20 protein-coding genes are annotated in these 17,455 nt (G+C 66.6%); 10 read left to right on the forward strand and 10 right to left on the reverse strand.

All coding sequences use genetic code 11. The features are described from left to right. Positions 1-341: NAD(P)H-binding protein (locus tag ACREB7_RS17300; RefSeq protein WP_431593522.1), on the reverse strand; the 341-nt coding region annotated here is incomplete at its 3' end. Beyond that, positions 338-1,441, reverse strand: coding sequence for a glutamate 5-kinase (gene proB, locus ACREB7_RS17305; protein WP_431593523.1), 1,104 nt, complete (start codon positions 1,439-1,441; stop codon positions 338-340). The genes proB and ACREB7_RS17300, both read right to left, overlap by 4 nt. A gap of 140 nt (positions 1,442-1,581) precedes the next feature. Here proB and ACREB7_RS17310 point away from each other — a divergent pair, with 140 nt between their 5' ends. Beyond that, on the forward strand, positions 1,582-2,643 hold the full coding sequence (locus ACREB7_RS17310; RefSeq protein WP_431593524.1) for a class I SAM-dependent methyltransferase: 1,062 nt from the start codon (positions 1,582-1,584) through the stop codon (positions 2,641-2,643). On the opposite strand, the gene obgE is transcribed toward ACREB7_RS17310, so the two are convergent. Together obgE and ACREB7_RS17320 are read right to left on the reverse strand one after the other, a co-directional pair. Next, positions 2,644-3,687 carry a GTPase ObgE gene (gene obgE, locus ACREB7_RS17315; protein ID WP_431593525.1) on the reverse strand — a complete coding sequence of 348 codons (1,044 nt, stop codon included), beginning with the start codon at positions 3,685-3,687 and terminating at the stop codon, positions 2,644-2,646. Between the two features lie 344 nt (positions 3,688-4,031). Then, complete coding sequence (locus ACREB7_RS17320) at positions 4,032-4,637, reverse strand: TetR/AcrR family transcriptional regulator (RefSeq protein ID WP_431593541.1); 606 nt, start codon at positions 4,635-4,637, stop codon at positions 4,032-4,034. 83 nt (positions 4,638-4,720) lie between these two features. On the opposite strand from ACREB7_RS17320, the gene ACREB7_RS17325 reads away from it, so the two are divergent. Together ACREB7_RS17325 and ACREB7_RS17330 are read left to right on the forward strand one after the other, a co-directional pair. Further along, positions 4,721-5,617 carry a metal-dependent hydrolase gene (locus tag ACREB7_RS17325; RefSeq protein WP_431593526.1) on the forward strand — a complete coding sequence of 299 codons (897 nt, stop codon included), beginning with the start codon at positions 4,721-4,723 and terminating at the stop codon, positions 5,615-5,617. A 40-nt stretch (positions 5,618-5,657) separates the two neighbouring features. After that, entirely contained in the window at positions 5,658-6,188 is a 531-nt protein-coding gene (locus tag ACREB7_RS17330) for a GNAT family N-acetyltransferase (protein ID WP_431593527.1), read from the forward strand. Positions 6,189-6,290: 102 nt separating this feature from the next. On the opposite strand, the gene ACREB7_RS17335 is transcribed toward ACREB7_RS17330, so the two are convergent. Then, complete coding sequence (locus tag ACREB7_RS17335) at positions 6,291-6,737, reverse strand: NfeD family protein (protein WP_431593528.1); 447 nt, start codon at positions 6,735-6,737, stop codon at positions 6,291-6,293. Between the two features lies 1 nt (position 6,738). Then, the gene (locus ACREB7_RS17340) at positions 6,739-7,662 is read right to left on the reverse strand and encodes an SPFH domain-containing protein (RefSeq protein ID WP_431593529.1); all 924 of its coding nucleotides are present in this window, start codon (positions 7,660-7,662) and stop codon (positions 6,739-6,741) included. 79 nt (positions 7,663-7,741) lie between these two features. Between ACREB7_RS17340 and ACREB7_RS17345 the strand changes: the two genes are divergently transcribed. After that, positions 7,742-8,551, forward strand: coding sequence for an HpcH/HpaI aldolase/citrate lyase family protein (locus ACREB7_RS17345; protein ID WP_431593530.1), 810 nt, complete (start codon positions 7,742-7,744; stop codon positions 8,549-8,551). Positions 8,552-8,616: 65 nt separating this feature from the next. Beyond that, entirely contained in the window at positions 8,617-10,122 is a 1,506-nt protein-coding gene (locus tag ACREB7_RS17350; protein WP_431593531.1) for a M28 family peptidase, read from the forward strand. 33 nt (positions 10,123-10,155) lie between these two features. On the opposite strand, the gene ACREB7_RS17355 is transcribed toward ACREB7_RS17350, so the two are convergent. Then, positions 10,156-11,529 (reverse strand): class II 3-deoxy-7-phosphoheptulonate synthase, encoded by a 1,374-nt coding sequence (locus ACREB7_RS17355; RefSeq protein WP_431593532.1) that lies wholly within the window; start codon positions 11,527-11,529, stop codon positions 10,156-10,158. Between the two features lie 245 nt (positions 11,530-11,774). Here ACREB7_RS17355 and ACREB7_RS17360 point away from each other — a divergent pair, with 245 nt between their 5' ends. Genes ACREB7_RS17360 through ACREB7_RS17375 form a run of 4 tightly spaced genes read left to right on the forward strand, consistent with a single transcriptional unit; the run spans position 11,775 to position 14,845 of the window. Beyond that, the gene (locus ACREB7_RS17360) at positions 11,775-12,452 is read left to right on the forward strand and encodes a Crp/Fnr family transcriptional regulator (protein ID WP_431593533.1); all 678 of its coding nucleotides are present in this window, start codon (positions 11,775-11,777) and stop codon (positions 12,450-12,452) included. A gap of 43 nt (positions 12,453-12,495) precedes the next feature. After that, on the forward strand, positions 12,496-12,843 hold the full coding sequence (locus ACREB7_RS17365) for an ArsC family reductase (RefSeq protein WP_431593534.1): 348 nt from the start codon (positions 12,496-12,498) through the stop codon (positions 12,841-12,843). Further along, entirely contained in the window at positions 12,840-13,910 is a 1,071-nt protein-coding gene (locus ACREB7_RS17370; protein ID WP_431593535.1) for a glycerophosphodiester phosphodiesterase, read from the forward strand. The genes ACREB7_RS17365 and ACREB7_RS17370 overlap by 4 nt, the downstream gene beginning before the upstream one ends. Further along, positions 13,907-14,845, forward strand: coding sequence for an aldo/keto reductase (locus ACREB7_RS17375; RefSeq protein ID WP_431593536.1), 939 nt, complete (start codon positions 13,907-13,909; stop codon positions 14,843-14,845). The genes ACREB7_RS17370 and ACREB7_RS17375 overlap by 4 nt, the downstream gene beginning before the upstream one ends. Positions 14,846-15,039: 194 nt before the next feature. Here ACREB7_RS17375 and ACREB7_RS17380 read toward each other — a convergent pair whose 3' ends face one another. From ACREB7_RS17380 to ACREB7_RS17390, 3 genes are read right to left on the reverse strand one after another with little or no spacing between them, the layout of a single operon-like run. Next, the gene (locus ACREB7_RS17380; protein ID WP_431593537.1) at positions 15,040-15,261 is read right to left on the reverse strand and encodes a helix-turn-helix transcriptional regulator; all 222 of its coding nucleotides are present in this window, start codon (positions 15,259-15,261) and stop codon (positions 15,040-15,042) included. Next, on the reverse strand, positions 15,254-15,742 hold the full coding sequence (locus ACREB7_RS17385; RefSeq protein ID WP_431593538.1) for a hypothetical protein: 489 nt from the start codon (positions 15,740-15,742) through the stop codon (positions 15,254-15,256). Before ACREB7_RS17385 ends, ACREB7_RS17380 begins: the two co-directional genes overlap by 8 nt. 3 nt (positions 15,743-15,745) lie before the next feature. After that, a complete protein-coding gene (locus tag ACREB7_RS17390) occupies positions 15,746-16,168 on the reverse strand; it encodes a hypothetical protein (protein WP_431593539.1) in 423 nt (140 codons plus the stop codon). A gap of 128 nt (positions 16,169-16,296) precedes the next feature. On the opposite strand from ACREB7_RS17390, the gene panB reads away from it, so the two are divergent. Beyond that, positions 16,297-17,160, forward strand: coding sequence for a 3-methyl-2-oxobutanoate hydroxymethyltransferase (gene panB, locus ACREB7_RS17395; protein ID WP_431593540.1), 864 nt, complete (start codon positions 16,297-16,299; stop codon positions 17,158-17,160). Positions 17,161-17,455 lie beyond the last annotated feature (295 nt).

Consider the following 17,455-nt stretch of genomic DNA (forward strand, 5'->3'; position numbering starts at 1 on the left):
GCCCAGGCGAGCGAGGAGACATGGACGAAGCGGGTGACCCCGGCGGCGCGCGCGGCATCGATGACGTTTCCGGTCGCGGTCGCATTGCCCGCCTCGAAGGCGGCGCGGGTCGGCACGTTCACGACGCCGGCGATGTGCAGGACGACGTCGCTGCCGGCGGCAAGTTCGGCGAGCGCCTCGGGCTGGTCGAGCGCGCCGGCGATCCAGGTGACGCACGGTTGTGCGGGCTGCGGACGGCGGGTGAGGGCGCGGACGTGCCAACCCTGCGCGACCGCGAGCCGCATCGTCGCGCCGCCGACAAAACCGGTGGCGCCGGTCATCGCGAGGACGGGGGCGGTCACAGCAGCACCATATGGTCGCGGTGGACGACGGCGTTGCGCGGGGCGTAGCCGAGCGCCGCCTCCTGCGCGTCGCGGCCGAGGCCGAGGATCGCCGCCGCATCGGCGTCGGGATATTCGGAGAGGCCGCGCGCCACGACGCGGCCATCGGGTCCGGCGATGTCGAGAATGTCGCCGCGCGCAAAATGGCCCGAAACGGCGACAACCCCCGCGGCGAGCAGGCTGGCGCCGCCGCGCAGCGCCTTGACCGCGCCGGCGTCGATGTCCAGCCGCCCCTTGGCGGTCAGCCCGCCGGCGAGCCAGGCCTTGCGCGCGCTCGCGCCCTTTTCGGCGACGAACAGGCTGTGGCGGGCTTCGGTCGACAGCGGGTGGTCGATATGGCCCGACGCGATGGCCAGATGCGCGCCGGCCGCATTGGCGATGCGCGCCGCGGCAATCTTCGACACCATGCCGCCCGATCCCATGCCCGAGGCCGATCCGGTGTCGGCCATCGCCTCGATGGCGGCGTCGATGCGTTCGATGCGCGCGATATGCTCAGCGCCGGGCTGTGCGGGGTTGCGATCGTAGAGCCCGTCGATGTCGCTGAGCAGGATCACCCCGCCCGCGCCCGCCGCCTGCGCGACGCGCGCGGCGAGCCGGTCGTTGTCGCCGAAGCGGATCTCCTCGGTCGCGACGCTGTCATTCTCGTTGATGATCGGCACGACGCCGAGCCCGAGCAACCGGTCGAGCGTCGCCGATGCATTGAGGTAGCGGCGGCGATGTTCGAGGTCGTCGAGCGTGACGAGCATCTGCGCGGCGGTCAGACCTTCGGCCCCGAGCACCTCGGCCCACACCTGCGACAGGGCAATCTGTCCGGTCGCGGCGGCGGCCTGTGCATCCTCGAGGCTGGCGCGGCCGCCTTTGGCGAGCCCCAGCCGCCGCGCCCCGAGCGCGATCGCGCCCGAGGAGACGACCGCGACCTGCTGCCCCGCCTTGACCCGCGCCGCGATATCGGCGGCGACCCCGACCAGCCAGTCGCGCCGGACGGCGCCGTCGGGATCGACGAGCAGCGCCGATCCGATCTTGACGATCAGCCGGGGGCAAGAGGCGGGAGCAAACAACATGTCGCCGCCGATAGCGCGCGCGCGCGGGGGTGCCAATGCGAATGTCGCGGGCGGATCGGCCCCGGTCATGCTATGATGCGCCGTCATCGGGCCTTCTGGAGAGTCGCGAAGCAATTGCCCAAAGGGCGAGGAGCGGAATGATGGCGACCCAAATCGACGAGAATAAGCTGAACGCCTTTATCGGGAAGATGCTGGGCGATATTGGCGGCGCGATGAGCGTCCCGACCGCACGGATCGGATTCCGTCTCGGGCTGTTCGAGGCGCTGGCCGAATCGTCGGCGACGGCGGAGGAGCTGGCGGCGCGCGCGGGCGGGCTACACACGCGCTACGTCCGCGAATGGGCGCTCGCGCAGACGGCGAACGGCTATGTCGATTACGACCCGGCGACCGACCGCTTCAGCCTCTCGCCCGAACAGGCGATGGTCTTCGTCAACCGCGACAGCCCCGTTTATCTGGCGGGCGCATTCGAACTCGTGGCCGCGATGATCGAGGCCGAAGCCAAGGTCGAGGAATGTTTCCGCCACGGCAGCGGGGTGCGCTGGGGCGACCATGCGGGATGCCTGTTCTGCGCGACGGGGGCCTTTTTTCGTCCCGGCTATGTCAACAATATCGTCCAGTCGTGGATCCCGGCGCTCGATGGGGTCGAGGCAAAGCTGGGGCAGGGGGCGAAGGTCGCCGACGTCGGCTGCGGCGTTGGCTTCTCCACATTGCTGATGGCCGATGCCTATCCCGCGAGCGAGTTCGTCGGCTTCGATTTCCACGCCCCGTCGATCGAGGAGGCGCGGCGCCATGCCGCGGGGCATGGCTATGGCGACCGGGTGCGCTTCGAGGTCGCGGCGGCGAAGGAGATCGGCGAGCAGGACTTCGACCTGGTCACCATGTACGACTGTCTGCACGATATGGGCGACCCGCGCGGCTGCGCCGGGCATATGCGCCATATTCTCGCGCCCGGCGGAACATGGATGATCGTGGAGCCGGTCGCGGGCGACAGCCCCGCCGACAATATGAACCCGGTCGGGCGGCTCTACTACAATGCCTCGACGATGATCTGCGTGCCGACCTCGCTCGACCAGGAAGTCGGCGAGGGGCTGGGCGCGCAGGCAGGCGAGGCGCGTCTGTCGGAGGTCATTCGCGAGGGCGGCTTTGCGAGCGTACGGCGCGCGACCGAGGGGCCGTTCAACATGGTGCTCGAAGCACGCTGATCAAACCGGCGACCACGCCCCGTCGCTATCGTCCTCGGGGTCTTCGCCCGCTTTGTCGCCCGCGACGATTTCCAGTAACTGGTCGAGCACGGCATCGACCCCCGCGCCGCTCGCGCCCGACAGCGCCATCACCGGATGGCCGCTTTCTTCGGCGAGCTCGGCCGAGAGCGCGGCGACCAGCTCGTCGTCGAGCGTGTCGACCTTGTTGAGCGCGACCACCACCGGCTTGTCGAGCAGGTCGGCGCCATAGGCCTCGAGCTCGTTGCGCACGATGCGATAGCTGGTCGCGACATCTTCGTCATTGGCGTCGACGAGGTGGAGCAGCACGCGGCAGCGCTCGATATGGCCGAGGAAGCGGTCGCCGACCCCGGCGCCGTCGGCGGCGCCCTCGATCAGCCCGGGAATGTCGGCAACGACGAACTCATTGCCCTTGTGGCTGACGACACCGAGCTGAGGGCGCAGCGTGGTGAAGGCATAGGCTCCGACCTTGGCCTGCGCATTGCTCACCGCGTTGATGAAGGTCGACTTGCCGGCGTTGGGAAGGCCGACGAGGCCTGCATCGGCGAGCAGCTTCAGGCGCAACCACACCCACATTTCCTCGCCCGGCCAGCCGGGGCCATGCTGGCGCGGGGCGCGGTTGGTCGAGGTCTTGTAGCTGGCATTGCCGCGCCCGCCGTCGCCGCCGCGCAGGAAGGTGATTTGCTCGCCTTCCCTGGTCAGGTCGGCGAGCAGGCTGCGGTCTTCGTCGTCGTCGAGAATCTGGGTTCCGATCGGCACCTGGATCACCAGATTGGGGCCGCCGGCGCCGGTGCGGTCGCGGCCCGCGCCGGGGGTGCCGCGCTTCGCCTTGAAATGCTGGGTGTAGCGAAAGTCGATCAGCGTGTTGAGCCCGGCGACCGCCTCGAACACCACGTCGCCGCCCTTGCCGCCATTGCCGCCGTCGGGGCCGCCATATTCGACATATTTCTCGCGCCGGAACGATACGGCGCCGGGGCCGCCGTCACCGGACTTGATGAAAATCTTGGCTTGGTCGAGGAAATGCATGGCGATGCCTTTGGGCGCGGGAAACGGGGAATAAACCTCTGGACCCGCTCGTGTCGAGCAAAGTCGAGACACCCCGCAGCATGGCGCCAAGCCGAGCGGCATCTCGACTTCGCTCGATGCGAACGGGGTGGGGAAAGCGCGCCCTTAGCGCGGGCGCAACAAAATTACCAGCGGCGTTGATATGGGCTTTGGGGCGGGGAGCGGACGCCACTATCATCGTCATCCCGGGCTTGGCCCGGGACCCGCCTTCCTTTTTCGACCGTTGGATGAAAGGCAAGGCAGGCCCCGGGTCAAGCCCGGGGTGACGGAAACGGGGGGCGTCGTGTTTCGCCCCAATGCAGCCCTCAGCCCTGCGGCTTGCCGCCTTGTTCGGCCCAGAATTTCGCGATGCGGCCGGTGATCAGCTCGGTCGCCAGCACGCGCGAGGTGTCGCGCGGCAGGTCGAGCGCCTCGGCCATCGGGCCGCCGAGCTGCGCATCGCCCAGCGCCATCAGCACCAGCGCCAGCGTATCCTCGTGCATCAGTCGCTTTTCATGCGCGTCGGGGGCCATGCCGTCGATCAGGCGGTGGATCGCCTCGACGATCGGGTCGAGCGCGTCGTCATTGCCCGTTGCCGCCATCCAGGTCGCGAGCGCCCCGGCGCCGCCGCTGTTGAAGGCGTCGAAAGCGAGGTCGACAATTTCGCGGACATTGCGTTCACCCGGCGGCGATTCGGCCATCTTCTTGCCGATCGTCGCGCACACGGTTTCGGCCTGATAGGCGGCGAGCGCCTTTTGCAGCCCCGCAGCGCTACCGAAATGGTGCAGCAGATTGGCATGGGTGCGGTCGATCCGCGCCGCCACGGCCTTCAGCGTCACCGCAGCCGGGCCCATTTCGATCAGGATCGTCCGCGCCGCCTCAAGCGCCGCCGACCGGCTTTCTTCGGGGCTCAGGCGCTTTTTTGCTGCTATTGACACCACTGTAAGTAACCTTTAACATTCGCCCCATAGGACGTCCCCACGCCCTTCCTCTCCTTTTCGACGGTGCAGCCCATATGTCCAGTCTTTCCCACTCGCCGACCCCCGCCGACCTGTCGATCACGCCGCGCGACATGCGCTTTGGCCGCGACGACAAGCAGGGTCGCTGGTGGCTGAACGGCGACCCGATCGGGTCTGCGTTTCATACAGCGCTGTCGGTGACCTTTCCGCGCGGCGAGGCGATGTTCATCGAGGCGGTGAAGGCGCACCGCGACGGCGTGCCTGAGAAGCTGGCGCGCGAAATCCGTGCCTTCACCCAGCAGGAAGTGATCCACAGCCGCGAGCATGTCGTGTTCAACAAGAAGGCGGCGGAGGCGGGCTATGATCTTTCGGAGCTGGAAGGCGACGTCAACCAGGTGCTCGACCTGATCAAGGCGCGGCCGCAGATCGTCAACCTGATGGCGACGATCGCGCTCGAACATTATACCGCGATGATGGCGGCGGTGATGCTCAAGGACCCCAAAATGTATGCGGGGGCCGAGCCCGAATGGGCGGCGCTGTGGAAATGGCATGCGATCGAGGAAATCGAGCATAAGGGCGTCGCCTATGACACCTGGCTGCACGCGACGAAGGACTGGAGCCGCTGGAAGCGCTGGCGCGCCAAGTCGCTGATGATGCTGCTCGTCACCACGCGCTTCTGGCCGAAGCGCGTCAAGGGGATGAAGGCGCTGCTGAAGCAGGACGGCCTCACCGGCTGGCGCGTCACGGCGCGCATCTGGTGGTATCTGCTCGGCACGCCCGGGGTGCTGCGCCGCAGCTTCCTACCCTGGCTCAGCTATTTCCTGCCGGGCTTCCACCCGTGGAACCACGACGACCGCGCGCTGATCAAGCTGTATGAAAGCGACTATGCCGATGCGGTGATGCCGGCGCATGGATCGAGGCCCGCCGATGAACTGGTTGCCGCTGCGGCCTGATCGGCTTGCCGTGGCTTTGCGGCGCTGTTAGCCCAGCGCCATGTTCACTGCCCCGCCCATCATCGAAACCGACCGCCTGCGCCTGCGCGAGCACCGCCTGTCGGACAAGGCCGACCATATCGCGATGTGGGCCGACGAACGGGTGACGCGCTTTATCGGCGGCCAGCCGCGCGCGCCCGACGTCAGCTGGGGGAAATTTCTGTCGGCGGCCGGGCTGTGGCCGGTGATGGGGTTCGGCTATTGGGTGTTCGCCGACAAGGTCAGCGACCGGCTGATCGGCATGGGCGGCCTCAGCTATTTCGGGCGCGGCATCCCAGAACTCGAGGGCCAGCCCGAAGCGGGCTGGGCGTTCGACGCCGACCATTGGGGCGGGGGCCTCGCGACCGAGGCGATGGCGGCGGTGCTGGCGTGGGCCGATACGAACCTCGACGCGGCGGACATCCGTTGCATCATCGAACCGGGGCATGGCGCGTCGGAGCGCGTGGCGGCGAAGCTCGGGTTCGGCTTGACCGGGTCGAGCGACGTGCTGCCCGAGGTGGTGAACCTCTACGCGCGGCCGCGTGGCGGCTGAAAGACCCGTCATTGCGAGGAGCGAAGCGACGCGGCAATCCAGAGCGTGCGTAAACCGCGCTGGATTGCTTCGCTTCGTTCGCAATGACGATGTTGAGGGGGACTAAGCCAGCTCCACCACCAGCACGCCGCCGTCGGCGCTGACGACGCGGACCTTGCTGCCCTCGGCCGTGTCGGGGCCGCGCACCGGCCATTCGCCGTCGCCAACCTTGGCGCGACCGCGGCCGTCCTCGATTGCCTTCGTCACCGTCAGCACCTCTCCGACCAAACGGCCACCGCGCTGGTTGAGTAACGGGTCGGTCGTCGTGATCGGATTGTCGCGCAGCCATTTGCGCCCGGCGTAAAGCGCGACGATCGCCAGCACCGCAAAAATCGCGAGCTGGATCGGGACGCCGATCGGCACGATCCACGCAACGATGCCGGTCACGATCGCCGCAGCGCCGAGCCAGACGAGGAAGAAGCCCGGCGCGACGATTTCGGCGGCGGCGAGCAGCACGCCGATCGACAACCACGCCCAATGCGGCTCCATGTTCGAAATCCAGTCGGGCATGTCAGCGGCCCCCTTCGCGGCTGGCGAGCGCATCCTTGGCGAGTTCGCCGATGCCGCCCAGCGTGCCGATCAGCTGCGTCGCCTCGACCGGGAACAGGATCGTCTTGGCATTGGGGCTGGTCGCGAACTGGCCGACCGCCTCGACATATTTTTGCGCGATGAAGTAGTTGATCGCCTGAGCATTGCCGCTCGCGATCGCGTCGGACACCATCTGCGTCGCCTTGGCTTCGGCCTCGGCTTCGCGTTCGCGCGCTTCGGCGTCGCGGAAGGCGGCTTCGCGGCGGCCTTCGGCCTGCAGGATCTGGCCCTGCTTCTCCCCCTCGGCGCGCAGGATTTCGGAGGCCCGCATGCCTTCGGCTTCGAGGATGTTGGCGCGCTTTTCGCGCTCGGCCTTCATCTGCCGCGCCATCGCGTTCGAAATGTCGGCGGGCGGGCGGATGTCCTTGATTTCGACGCGGGTGATCTTGACGCCCCAGGGCGTGGTCGCATCGTCGACGACGTGGAGCAGGCGGGCGTTGATCTCGTCGCGCTTCGACAGCGTTTCGTCGAGGTCCATCGAGCCCATCACGGTGCGCAGGTTGGTCGTCGTCAGGTTCATAATCGCCAAATAAAGGTCGCTGACCTCATAGGCGGCCTTGGCCGCGTCGAGCACCTGGAAGAAGACGACGCCGTCGACCGCGACCATCGCATTGTCCTTGGTGATGATTTCCTGGCCCGGGATATCGAGCACCTGTTCCATCATGTTCACCTTGCGGCCGACCCGGTCGAAGAAGGGGGTGATGAAGTTGAGGCCCGGCTGCGCGGTGTGCGTGTAGCGACCGAAGCGTTCGATCGTATAGCTATAGCCCTGCCGCACCGGCGTCATCGCCCAGATCAGGAAGAACAAGGCGAGCACCACGATCGCGATGGCAAACCCAAAACCCATGACAAATCCCCTCTGCTTGGTCGCAACCTCTGACGCTAACTTATTGCGACATTGCCCCGCTTGCGCCACAGAAAAGCGCATGACCATTTCCGATTTCGCGCCCCGCTCGCTCCTCTATGTCCCCGGCTCGAACGCCCGTGCGCTGGAGAAGGCGCAGGGACTCGCCGCCGACATGCTGATCATCGACCTCGAGGATGCGGTGCCCGCAGATCGCAAGGCCGAGGCGCGCGAAGCGATGCGCGCGGTGGTGGTCGCGGGGTTTCCGGGCAAACGCATCGCGGTGCGGATCAACGCGACGGGGAGTGACTATCAGGCGGCCGACATCAACGCGGTCGCGGGGCTGCCGCTCGACGCGGTGGTGCTGCCCAAGGTCGATGCGGTGACCGACCTCGAACCGGCGCGCGGGCTTGGGCTGCCGCTGCTGGCGATGATCGAGACGCCGACCGCCATCTATGCCGCGCGCGACATCGCCGCCGATCCGGCGGTCGCGGGGCTGATAGCGGGACTGAATGACCTGGCGCATGAACTGAAACTGCCCGACGGCATGGACCGCGGCGCGATGAGCCATGCGATCCAGGCGATCGTGCTGGCGGCGCGCGCGGGCGGGAAATATGGCTTCGACGGGGTCTATAATGCGATCGACGATGCGGCGGGTTTCGCCGCCGAAGCCGCCGAGGGGCGGCGGCTGGGCTTCGACGGCAAGACGCTGATCCACCCGTCGCAGGTCGAGCCGTGCAACGCCGCCTTCGCACCGTCGCCGCGCGAGATCGCGGCCGCCGAGGCCCTCGTCGCCGCGGCGACCGGCGGGGCGCAGCGGCATGAGGGACGGATGATCGAGGACATGCATGTCGCGGCGGCGCGCGCGCTGCTGGAGCGGGCGGGGCGATAAACGTCCGATCCCCTTCGACGAACGCGTCTTGCCGGTCGTTCGCGGACATGCCATGCCGCGCCGCCATGCACGCAATAAAATTTCGCGCCGCGATTGCGGCCGTCGCCCTGGTCGCCGCCTCCGCTTCCGCCGCACTGGCCAAGCCCGTCGATCCCCCCATTACCGAAGCCGACCTCGCCGCGCATATGCGCGTGCTGGCGAGCGATGCCTTTGAAGGGCGTGCGCCCGGCACCGAGGGTGAGGACCGGACCATCGCCTATATCGTCGGCGAATGGGCGAAGGCGGGGCTCGAACCCGTCGCGGGCAGCGACACGCCCTGGCTGCAGCCGGTGCCGCTGGTCGAAAGCGGCGGCGTATCGGGGAGCGTCAAATTCAAGGTTCGCGGCCGCGCCTTTGCGCTGCGCGACGACAGCATCGTCCTGACCGGCCGCGACGCGTCGCTGGCGCTCGCCGACGTCCCCGTGGTCTTCGTCGGTTATGGCGTCGATGCGTCGGGCAAGGTCGCCGCTGACGTCAAGGGCAAGGTTGCGATCCTGTTGTCCGACGCGGTGCCGTTCGGCGAGAAAATGCCGCGTTACAGGGATCGCCGCCAGATGCTCGCCGATGCCGGCGCGACCGCCGTGCTTGTCGTCGCGAGCGACACGCTGCCCTGGGCGGCGGTGCAGGGCTCGTTCGGATCGCAAACCACCAAGCTTGCGGGGGCCAAGCCCGGCGCGGCGGCGACCGGCTTCATCGCGGCGCCCGCGTTGCAGGCGTTGCTGACCAAGGTCGGCAAGCCGGCGGTCGCAGCGCTGGAGGCCGCCAAGTCGGCCGATTATCGCGGTACGGACCTCGCGGTCACCGCCGACCTCAGCGCCGAGACCGAGGTGCGGCCCTATGCCAGCCACAATGTCATCGCCAAGCTGCCGGGCGCGAAGCCCGACGGCAAGGTGGTGCTGTATCTGGGCCATTGGGACCATCTGGGGATTTGCGGCGACGCGGGCGAAGCCGACCGCATCTGCAACGGCGCGGTCGATAATGCGAGCGGCATCGCGGTGCTCACCGAGGTCGCCAAGCGGCTCGCGAGCGGGCCGCGTCCCGACCGCGACATTTATTTCATGGCGACGACCGCCGAGGAAAAGGGCCTGCTCGGCGCGCATTATTTCGCCGATCATCCGGTGGTGCCGCTGACCGATATCACCGTCGCGCTCAACATCGACACCATCGCCATCTCGCCGCGCGGCACCCCCGTCGCGACGATCGGGCGCGGGCGCCCGGCCTATGACGCGGTGGTGCGCAAGGTGTCGACCGACCTGGGGCGCAAGCTCGACGAGGATGGCGAGGCCGATGCCTTTGTTCAGCGGCAGGACGGCTGGGCGCTCGGCGGCAAGGGCGTGGTGTCGTTGATGGTCGGCGGCAGTTTCTCGGACATGCCGTTGCTCGAGAAATTCCTCGGCAGCGATTATCACACGGCGGCGGATAATTTCAGCGATGCGATCCCGCTCGGCGGCGCGGCGGAGGATGCCGACCTGCACGTCGCGCTCGGCCGCGTGTTCGCCGACACCAAGGCGTGGAGCGGGACCGAGAAGTAAAACCCGTCGCCCCCCGGTGGGGGCGACGGATAATTAAGCCGCCTGCTTCGCGCGCTCCGCCATTTCCTGGTTGAGCATTTCGGCGAGCAGGAATGCCAGCTCGAGGCTCTGTCCCGCGTTGAGGCGCGGGTCGCAATGCGTGTGATAGCGGTCGGCGAGGTCCATCTGGGTCACGTCCATCGCGCCGCCGGTGCATTCGGTGACATTCTGGCCGGTCATTTCGATATGGATGCCGCCGCCATGCGTGCCCTCGGCGCGGTGGACGGCGAAGAATCCGCGCACTTCGGCGAGGATGCGCTCGAACGGGCGCGTCTTGTACCCGGTCGACGTCTTGATGACATTGCCGTGCATCGGGTCGCACGACCAGACGACGGGATGGCCCGAGTCCTTCACCGCGCGGACGAGGCGCGGCAGATGCGCCTCGATCTTGTCATGGCCATAGCGGGTGATCAGCGTCATCCGCCCCGACACATGGTTGGGATTGAGCGTGTCGAGCAGGCGCAGCAGCGTGTCGGCCTCGAGGCTCGGCCCGCATTTCATGCCGACCGGATTGCCGATGCCGCGGAGGTATTCGATATGCGCCGAGCCTTCGAAGCGGGTGCGGTCGCCGACCCACAGCATATGGCCCGAGGTGTCGTACCAGCCGCCGGTCAGGCTGTCCTGCCGCGTCAGCGCCTGCTCATAGGGAAGCAGCAGCGCTTCATGGCTGGTGTAGAAGCTGGTACCCTTGATCTGCGGCACCGTTTCGGGGGTGACGCCGCAGGCTTCCATGAACGCCAAGGCTTCGGAAATGCGCGCGGCGGTTTCCTGATATTTCTTGGCCCAGGGGCTGCGGTCCATGAAGTCGTGGGTCCAGGCGTTGACCTGCCGCAGATTGGCGTAGCCGCCGTTCGCAAAGGCGCGCAGCAGGTTCAGCGTCGCCGCCGACTGGTTATACGCCTTGACCATGCGCTGCGGATCGGGCGCGCGGCCCGATGCTTCGAACGCGATGTCGTTGATGATGTCGCCGCGATAGCTCGGCAGCTCGACGCCGTCGATGTCCTCCATATCGGCCGAGCGCGGCTTGGCGAACTGGCCCGCCATGCGGCCGAGCTTCACCACCGGCATTTTCGACGCGAAGGTCAGCACGACCGCCATCTGGAGCAGCACGCGGAAGGTGTCGCGGATGTTGTTCGGATGGAATTCGGCAAAGCTTTCGGCGCAGTCGCCGCCCTGGAGCAGGAAGGCCTTGCCCTCGGCGACGCGACCGAGTTCGCTGGTCAGCTCGCGCGCCTCGCCGGCAAAAACCAGCGGCGGATAGTTCGACAGCTCGCGCTCGGCGGCGGCGAGCGCGACCTCGTCCGAATAGGTGGGAAGCTGGCGGGCTTCGTGCGAGCGCCAGCTGTGCGGCTGCCATGGCTGTGTCATAATCAAAATCCAAAAACCGAATCGCGCGCCGCCATGGCGCGAACGGGCCAGAGAGGCAAGGACAAGGAAATTAGCATTGGCGCGCCTTGTGCGCACCTATGCTTTTCTTTCCCGCGAAAAACTGATAATTTCCTGTAGTTTTTGGACGCGCGCGTGGGGGTGCGCGCTTGCCCGTTCGGTAATCCGTAACCTTATGAACCTAGTGACCCAGGTCAAGGGGCCCAAAGTAAAGCGAAACATTGGCTATGGCGACGTTCGATCCCGCCTGGTTCGGTTATGCCGCGCTGCTGTCGCTGCTCGCGACCAGCTTTGCGGTCCGGCTCTCGCGTGTCCGGATCGGGATCGCGCTGTCGGCGCTGTTCGCCCTGCCGATCGCCATTTTCCACTGGAGCGGCCCGGGCTATGTGCTGCTCGTCGGATTGATCCTGCTCACCAATCTGGTGCTGCTCGCGCGCGGCTGGTTCGGCGATGCCAAGATCCGCTTTTCGCCCGAGGACCAGGAGTTGCGGCGGCTGCACTTCGAGGGGCTGAGCGCCGCCAATGCTCGCCGGCTGATCGACCAGGGGCATTGGATTTCGGCGCGGCGCGGCGAGATATTGATCCGCGAGAACCAGGCGGCGCCCAGCCTCTTCTATCTGGCCGACGGGGTCGCGACGGTGCGGCGCGACGGCGTCGATGTCGGCACCGTGTCGGGCGGCGCGCTAGTCGGCGAAGCGACGGTGCTCGACGGCAGCCATGCGACGGGCACCGTGCTGCTCGCCAGCAACGCGCGGCTGTGGTTCATCCCGGCGCATGCGCTGCGCGCCTATCTTGGCGCCAATCCCGAGATTGCCGGCGCCCTGCACGAAGGCTTTGCGCGCGCGCTGCGTGGCAAGCTGGCGAGCGCCAACGCCCGCATTGCCGACATGCCGCCCATCGCCTAGGGTCTGTCGCAACATCGTCATCGGCATTTTCTAGCGTGGATATATGGCACTGACTCTCTACGGGATTCCCAATTGCGACACGGTGAAGAAGGCGCGGACATGGCTCGGCGCGGCGGGCGTCGCATACACGTTCCACGATTTCCGCAAGGACGGGCTCGATCCCGCGACGCTGCAACGCTGGATCGACACGGTCGGCTGGGAGAAGCTTCTGAACAAGGCCGGCACGACCTTTCGCAAGCTTCCCGATGCCGACAAGGCGGGGCTCGACGCGGCGAAGGCCAAGGCGCTGATGCTTGATCAGCCGGCGATGATCAAACGCCCGGTGGTCGAGGCGGCAGACGGCGTGAGCGTCGGCTTTTCGGCCGCCGAATGGCAGACGCGCTTTGCATGATCCGGCACTGGGCCGTGCTGCCGGCGCTGCTGCTCGCGGCGTGCGGGGCTGACCCGATGGCGGCGCAGCAACCGACGCTCGACGGCAAGGCCCCGATCGTCATCGCGCATCGCGGCGCCTCGGGCGAGCGTCCCGAACATACGCTGGAGGGGTATCGGCTCGCGATCGACCTCGGCGCCGATTATATCGAACCCGATCTGGTACTGACCAAGGACGGCGTGCTGGTGGCGCGGCATGAGAATGAGATTTCGGAGACCACCGACGTCGCCGACCATCCCGAGTTTGCGGACCGCAAGGCGACAAAAGCGATCGACGGGATCGAAGTCACCGGCTGGTTCACCGAGGATTTCACCCTCGCCGAACTCAAGACGCTCCGCGCGAAGGAACGGCTGCCGAAACTGCGCAGCACCGACTATGACGGCAAGTACGAGATCCCGACCTTCGCCGAAATTCTCGACCTGCTTGTGTCGGTGAACAAGGATCGCAAGGTCCCGGTCGGGGTCTATCCCGAAACCAAGCATCCGAGCTATTTCGCGTCGATCGGCCTGCCGCATGAGGCGGCGCTGCTCGCGATGCTCGATCGTTATGGCTATCGCGGCCGCAGCGCGCCGGTGTTTATCCAGAGTTTCGAGGTCGCGAACCTCAAGGCGATCCGGGCGAAGAGCGATCTGCCGCTGATCCAGTTGATGGATGGCGAGGGCGGGCCCGCCGACGATAGCAAAACCACCTATGCCACGATGGCGACGCCCGCCGGGCTGAAGGCTGTTGCGGATTATGCCGACGGCATCGGTCCGAACAAGGCGATGGTCATTCCGCGCGGCGCGCTCGGCACCCTCGGCGATCCGACGAGCCTGGTGAAGGACGCCCATGCCGCGGGGCTGAAGGTCCACCCCTGGACCTTTCGCCGCGAAAATTACTTCCTGCCGCTCGCCGACAAGGGCGGCGTGAATCCGGCCGGCCATGGCGACCTCGCGGCCGAGATCGACGCTTATTTGAAGACCGGGATCGACGGGCTGTTCAGCGACAATCCGCGCGAGGCCGTGGCGACCGTGAAAGGCAAGCAATGACCGAAAAACCCCTTGGCCAGAGCGGCCTGTCGATCCGGCCCTTTGTGCTGGGCGGCAATGTCTTTGGCATGACCGCCGGCCGCGATGCGAGCTTCGCGGTGCTCGATCGCTTTGTCGAGCGTGGCGGCGGCATGATGGACACCGCCGACGTCTATTCGGCGTGGGTTCCGGGCCACAAGGGCGGTGAGTCGGAGAGTATGATGGGCGCATGGCTGAAAAGCAGCGGCGCGCGCGACAAGATATTGATCGCGACCAAGGTTGGGATGATGCCGGGCGGGCTGAAACCCGACCGCATCCGCGACGCGGTGCAGGGCTCGCTCGACCGGCTCGGCACCGACACCATCGACCTGTATTTCGCGCACAAGGACGATCCGGACGTGCCGCTGGACGAGGTGCTCGGGGCGTTTGCCGAATTGATCGACGCGGGGATCGTGCGGGCGATCGGCGCGTCGAATTATTCGGCCGAGCGATTGGCGGAAGCGCTGCGCGTCGCGGACGACAAGGGTCTGCCGCGCTTCACCGCGATGCAACCCGAACTCAACCTGCTCGACCGCGACCAGTATCAGGGCGCGCTGCAGGATCTGTGCGTTGCCGAAGGGCTGGGCGTCGTCACCTATTTCAGCCTCGCCTCGGGCTATCTGTCGGGCAAATATCGCAGCGCCGACGACCTCGGTCAAAGCGCGCGCGGGCCGCGCGTGAAGCCCTATGTCGAGGGCAAGGGCCCGGCGATGCTGTCGGTGATGGACCGCATCGCGGCCGAAACCGGCGCCAGCCTGTCGCAGATCGCGCTCGCCTGGGTCGCGGCGCAGCCCGGCGTGACCGCGCCGATCGCGAGCGCGACGAGCGTGGCGCAACTCGACGAGATTTTGGGAAGCGAGGATGTGGTGCTGACCGATGCGCAGTTTGCGGCGCTGACGGACGCCGGGCAGGGATAGGCGCGGCCGGCTTCGCGACGGCCGCTATCGACCGATTGCTGCCCTAAAGCCCCTCCCCTGAAGGGGAGGGTGTGGCTCTATCCCGACGACTGCTCACCACCCCTAAGCGGTCGACAGCCAACCCCACGCTCCGACCTGAAGTCCGGCAGCTGCCCCGGGGAGAGCCGGTGCCGGACCCGCGCGGCCGCGCCGTCTCAGTCTGGGTCTTCGTCCCACCGGAACACCTCTTCGAGCGGTTTGTCGAAGCAGTGCGCGATGCGGAAGGCGACTTCGAGCGAGGGCGAATATTTGCCCTGTTCGATCGCCGCGATCGTCTGGCGGGTCACCCCGACGCGGTCGCCGAGATCGCCTTGCGTCATCTCGCCCGCCAAAAAACGCAGCGTGCGGATGTCGTTGGTGAAGGGCGGCTTAGCCATGCCAGCCGCGCCGATAGCTCAGCAGCACGACGACGCTGTTCACCAGCTCGGCGAAGACGATCGCAAACAGGCCGCAATTCGCCAGCGGCACCCCGCCCTCGACGAAGGGCAGATAGACGCCGACGACCATCATCCCGACCAGCAGCACATAATAGGCCATGCTTGCCCCGCGCCGACGGATCGCGCGGTCGCGCTCGTCGGCGCGCGCGCGCTCCGACTTCGGCGCCTGCGCCGACAGGATGATCGTGCCGATAATGACGGTGACCGCATGCGCAATGGCGATCGATCCGAACAGCCAGAGCATCGGGAATATTTCGCGCCCGGCGGGATGCCCGGAGAGCAGGAGCCCGAAATAGACAGTATAGGCGGCGACCATGGCGATGACGTTCAGCCAGGCGGTCTTTTCGCGGAAGTTCATCGACAAGTCTCCGGTGTCGGCGCCGGCAAGCTGCCGCGCAGATTCGAGGATCGCGGGGGCCATGGCTCAATAGCCCCGCCGATAGAGGTAAAGCTGGGTGCCGATCCGCACCAGTTCGGCGGCGACCAGCGTCGCGAGCATCAGGTTGAGCTGCTGCGCCTGGCCGACGCCCCAGAAGATCAGCAGGATGTTGATCCAGATGCCGACGACGAGCGGATAATAGGCATAGTGGGTGCCGCGCATGTGGAAGCTGCGGTCGCGTTCATCCTCTTTGAGGTCGACCTCCGCGCGGTTGCGGATCGCAAGGAAGGCGGTGGCGACGGTCATCGCGACGATGATCGCGATCGTCACCGGAACCAGCAACCCGGCGGTCGCCCAGACGCCGGCGGGACTGTCGGCGATCTGCCAGGGATAGGCGAGGAAGTACCAGCCGAAGGCCAGGATCATCGTCACCAGCGTGACCCAGTGAATTTTCTCGCGGAACGCCATGCGATTCGACTCCATGTCATGCACTATGAACTTTATGTCGAATATTTTTAACATAGAGTCAATCAGAAATAACATGCCATGGCTTTGACGCTTTCGCCGTCTCCCATTTGGGGCTAAGCGGCGACCCCATGTCCACATTGCCCAAAACGCTCACCTTCGACACCTCGACGAGCCGCGCGAATCCGACGCCGCAGCCGATGAAGCGCCTGACGGTGCCGCGCATCCGTCAGCGCAAGGGCGGCGAGCCGATCGTCATGCTCACCGCCTATACGGTCCGCATGGCGCAGCTGCTCGACCCGCATTGCGACATGCTGCTCGTCGGCGATTCGCTGGCGCAGGTGATCTATGGCCTGCCGCACACGGTCGGGGTGACGATGGAGATGATGGCGCTGCACGGCGCCGCCGTCGTGCGCGGCAGCTATCATGCGGCGGTCATCGTCGACATGCCGTTCGGCAGCTATGAAGGCAGCGCCGAACAGGCGTTTCACAATGCGGCGCGGCTGCTCAAGGAAACCGGTGCGGCGGCGGTCAAGATCGAGGGCGGCAAGGTGCTCGCGCCGACGATCGAATTCCTGACCCAGCGCGGCATCCCCGTGATGGGCCATGTCGGGCTGACGCCGCAGGCGGTCAATATTCTCGGCGGCTATGGCGTGCGCGGCAAGAGCGAGGAAGAGGCGCGCTCGATCGTCGAGGACGCGGTCGCGGTCGCGCAGGCCGGCGCCTTTTCGATCGTCATCGAAGGCGTGCTCGAATCGATCGCGATCGAGATCACCGGCAAGGTCGATTGCCCGACGATCGGTATCGGCGCGTCGGCGCAATGCGATGGCCAGGTGCTGGTCACCGACGACATGCTCGGCATGTTCGACCGCGTGCCCAAATTCGTGAAGCGGTATCAGGACATGGCCGGCGTGGTGAACGGCGCGGTCAAGGATTATGCGGACGAAGTCAGGTCCCGTTCATTCCCCACCGAGGATCAGATTTACGCGGGCTGACAAGGCGTGCGTGCACCCGGTCGGGGGCAAGTGAAAAGCTTGGCCTTTTGGGGAGCCGTCGCTAAGGAAGCCACCGGCGTGCGCCACTTGGCGCCGCCCGGCAGATGGAGGAATGCGTGGCGCTGAGCCCGACGAATGATGCGGCCCTGTTGCAGGAAGTGGACGAGGCCGTCCGCAAGGACCAACTCGACAATATCTGGCAGCGCTTCGGCCTCTGGATCGTCGGCGGCGTCGTTGCGGCGTTGCTCGCGTTTGGCGGCTATCTCTATTGGGGCCATATGCAGGAGGCAAAGCG

It is taken from the genome of Sphingopyxis sp., assembly GCF_050725615.1.
Lineage (GTDB): Bacteria > Pseudomonadota > Alphaproteobacteria > Sphingomonadales > Sphingomonadaceae > Sphingopyxis.

Bases quoted from the DNA above. Each gene is read 5' to 3' on its own strand.
- proB (WP_431593523.1), bottom strand. From the start codon at position 1,441: ATGTTGTTTGCTCCCGCCTCTTGCCCCCGGCTGATCGTCAAGATCGGA.
- ACREB7_RS17310 (WP_431593524.1), top strand. From the start codon at position 1,582: ATGGCGACCCAAATCGACGAGAATAAGCTGAACGCCTTTATCGGGAAG.
- obgE (WP_431593525.1), bottom strand. From the start codon at position 3,687: ATGCATTTCCTCGACCAAGCCAAGATTTTCATCAAGTCCGGTGACGGC.
- ACREB7_RS17325 (WP_431593526.1), top strand. From the start codon at position 4,721: ATGTCCAGTCTTTCCCACTCGCCGACCCCCGCCGACCTGTCGATCACG.
- ACREB7_RS17330 (WP_431593527.1), top strand. From the start codon at position 5,658: ATGTTCACTGCCCCGCCCATCATCGAAACCGACCGCCTGCGCCTGCGC.
- ACREB7_RS17335 (WP_431593528.1), bottom strand. From the start codon at position 6,737: ATGCCCGACTGGATTTCGAACATGGAGCCGCATTGGGCGTGGTTGTCG.
- ACREB7_RS17340 (WP_431593529.1), bottom strand. From the start codon at position 7,662: ATGGGTTTTGGGTTTGCCATCGCGATCGTGGTGCTCGCCTTGTTCTTC.
- ACREB7_RS17345 (WP_431593530.1), top strand. From the start codon at position 7,742: ATGACCATTTCCGATTTCGCGCCCCGCTCGCTCCTCTATGTCCCCGGC.
- ACREB7_RS17350 (WP_431593531.1), top strand. From the start codon at position 8,617: ATGCACGCAATAAAATTTCGCGCCGCGATTGCGGCCGTCGCCCTGGTC.
- ACREB7_RS17355 (WP_431593532.1), bottom strand. From the start codon at position 11,529: ATGACACAGCCATGGCAGCCGCACAGCTGGCGCTCGCACGAAGCCCGC.
- ACREB7_RS17360 (WP_431593533.1), top strand. From the start codon at position 11,775: ATGGCGACGTTCGATCCCGCCTGGTTCGGTTATGCCGCGCTGCTGTCG.
- ACREB7_RS17365 (WP_431593534.1), top strand. From the start codon at position 12,496: ATGGCACTGACTCTCTACGGGATTCCCAATTGCGACACGGTGAAGAAG.
- ACREB7_RS17370 (WP_431593535.1), top strand. From the start codon at position 12,840: ATGATCCGGCACTGGGCCGTGCTGCCGGCGCTGCTGCTCGCGGCGTGC.
- ACREB7_RS17375 (WP_431593536.1), top strand. From the start codon at position 13,907: ATGACCGAAAAACCCCTTGGCCAGAGCGGCCTGTCGATCCGGCCCTTT.
- ACREB7_RS17380 (WP_431593537.1), bottom strand. From the start codon at position 15,261: ATGGCTAAGCCGCCCTTCACCAACGACATCCGCACGCTGCGTTTTTTG.
- ACREB7_RS17385 (WP_431593538.1), bottom strand. From the start codon at position 15,742: ATGGCCCCCGCGATCCTCGAATCTGCGCGGCAGCTTGCCGGCGCCGAC.
- ACREB7_RS17390 (WP_431593539.1), bottom strand. From the start codon at position 16,168: ATGGCGTTCCGCGAGAAAATTCACTGGGTCACGCTGGTGACGATGATC.
- panB (WP_431593540.1), top strand. From the start codon at position 16,297: ATGTCCACATTGCCCAAAACGCTCACCTTCGACACCTCGACGAGCCGC.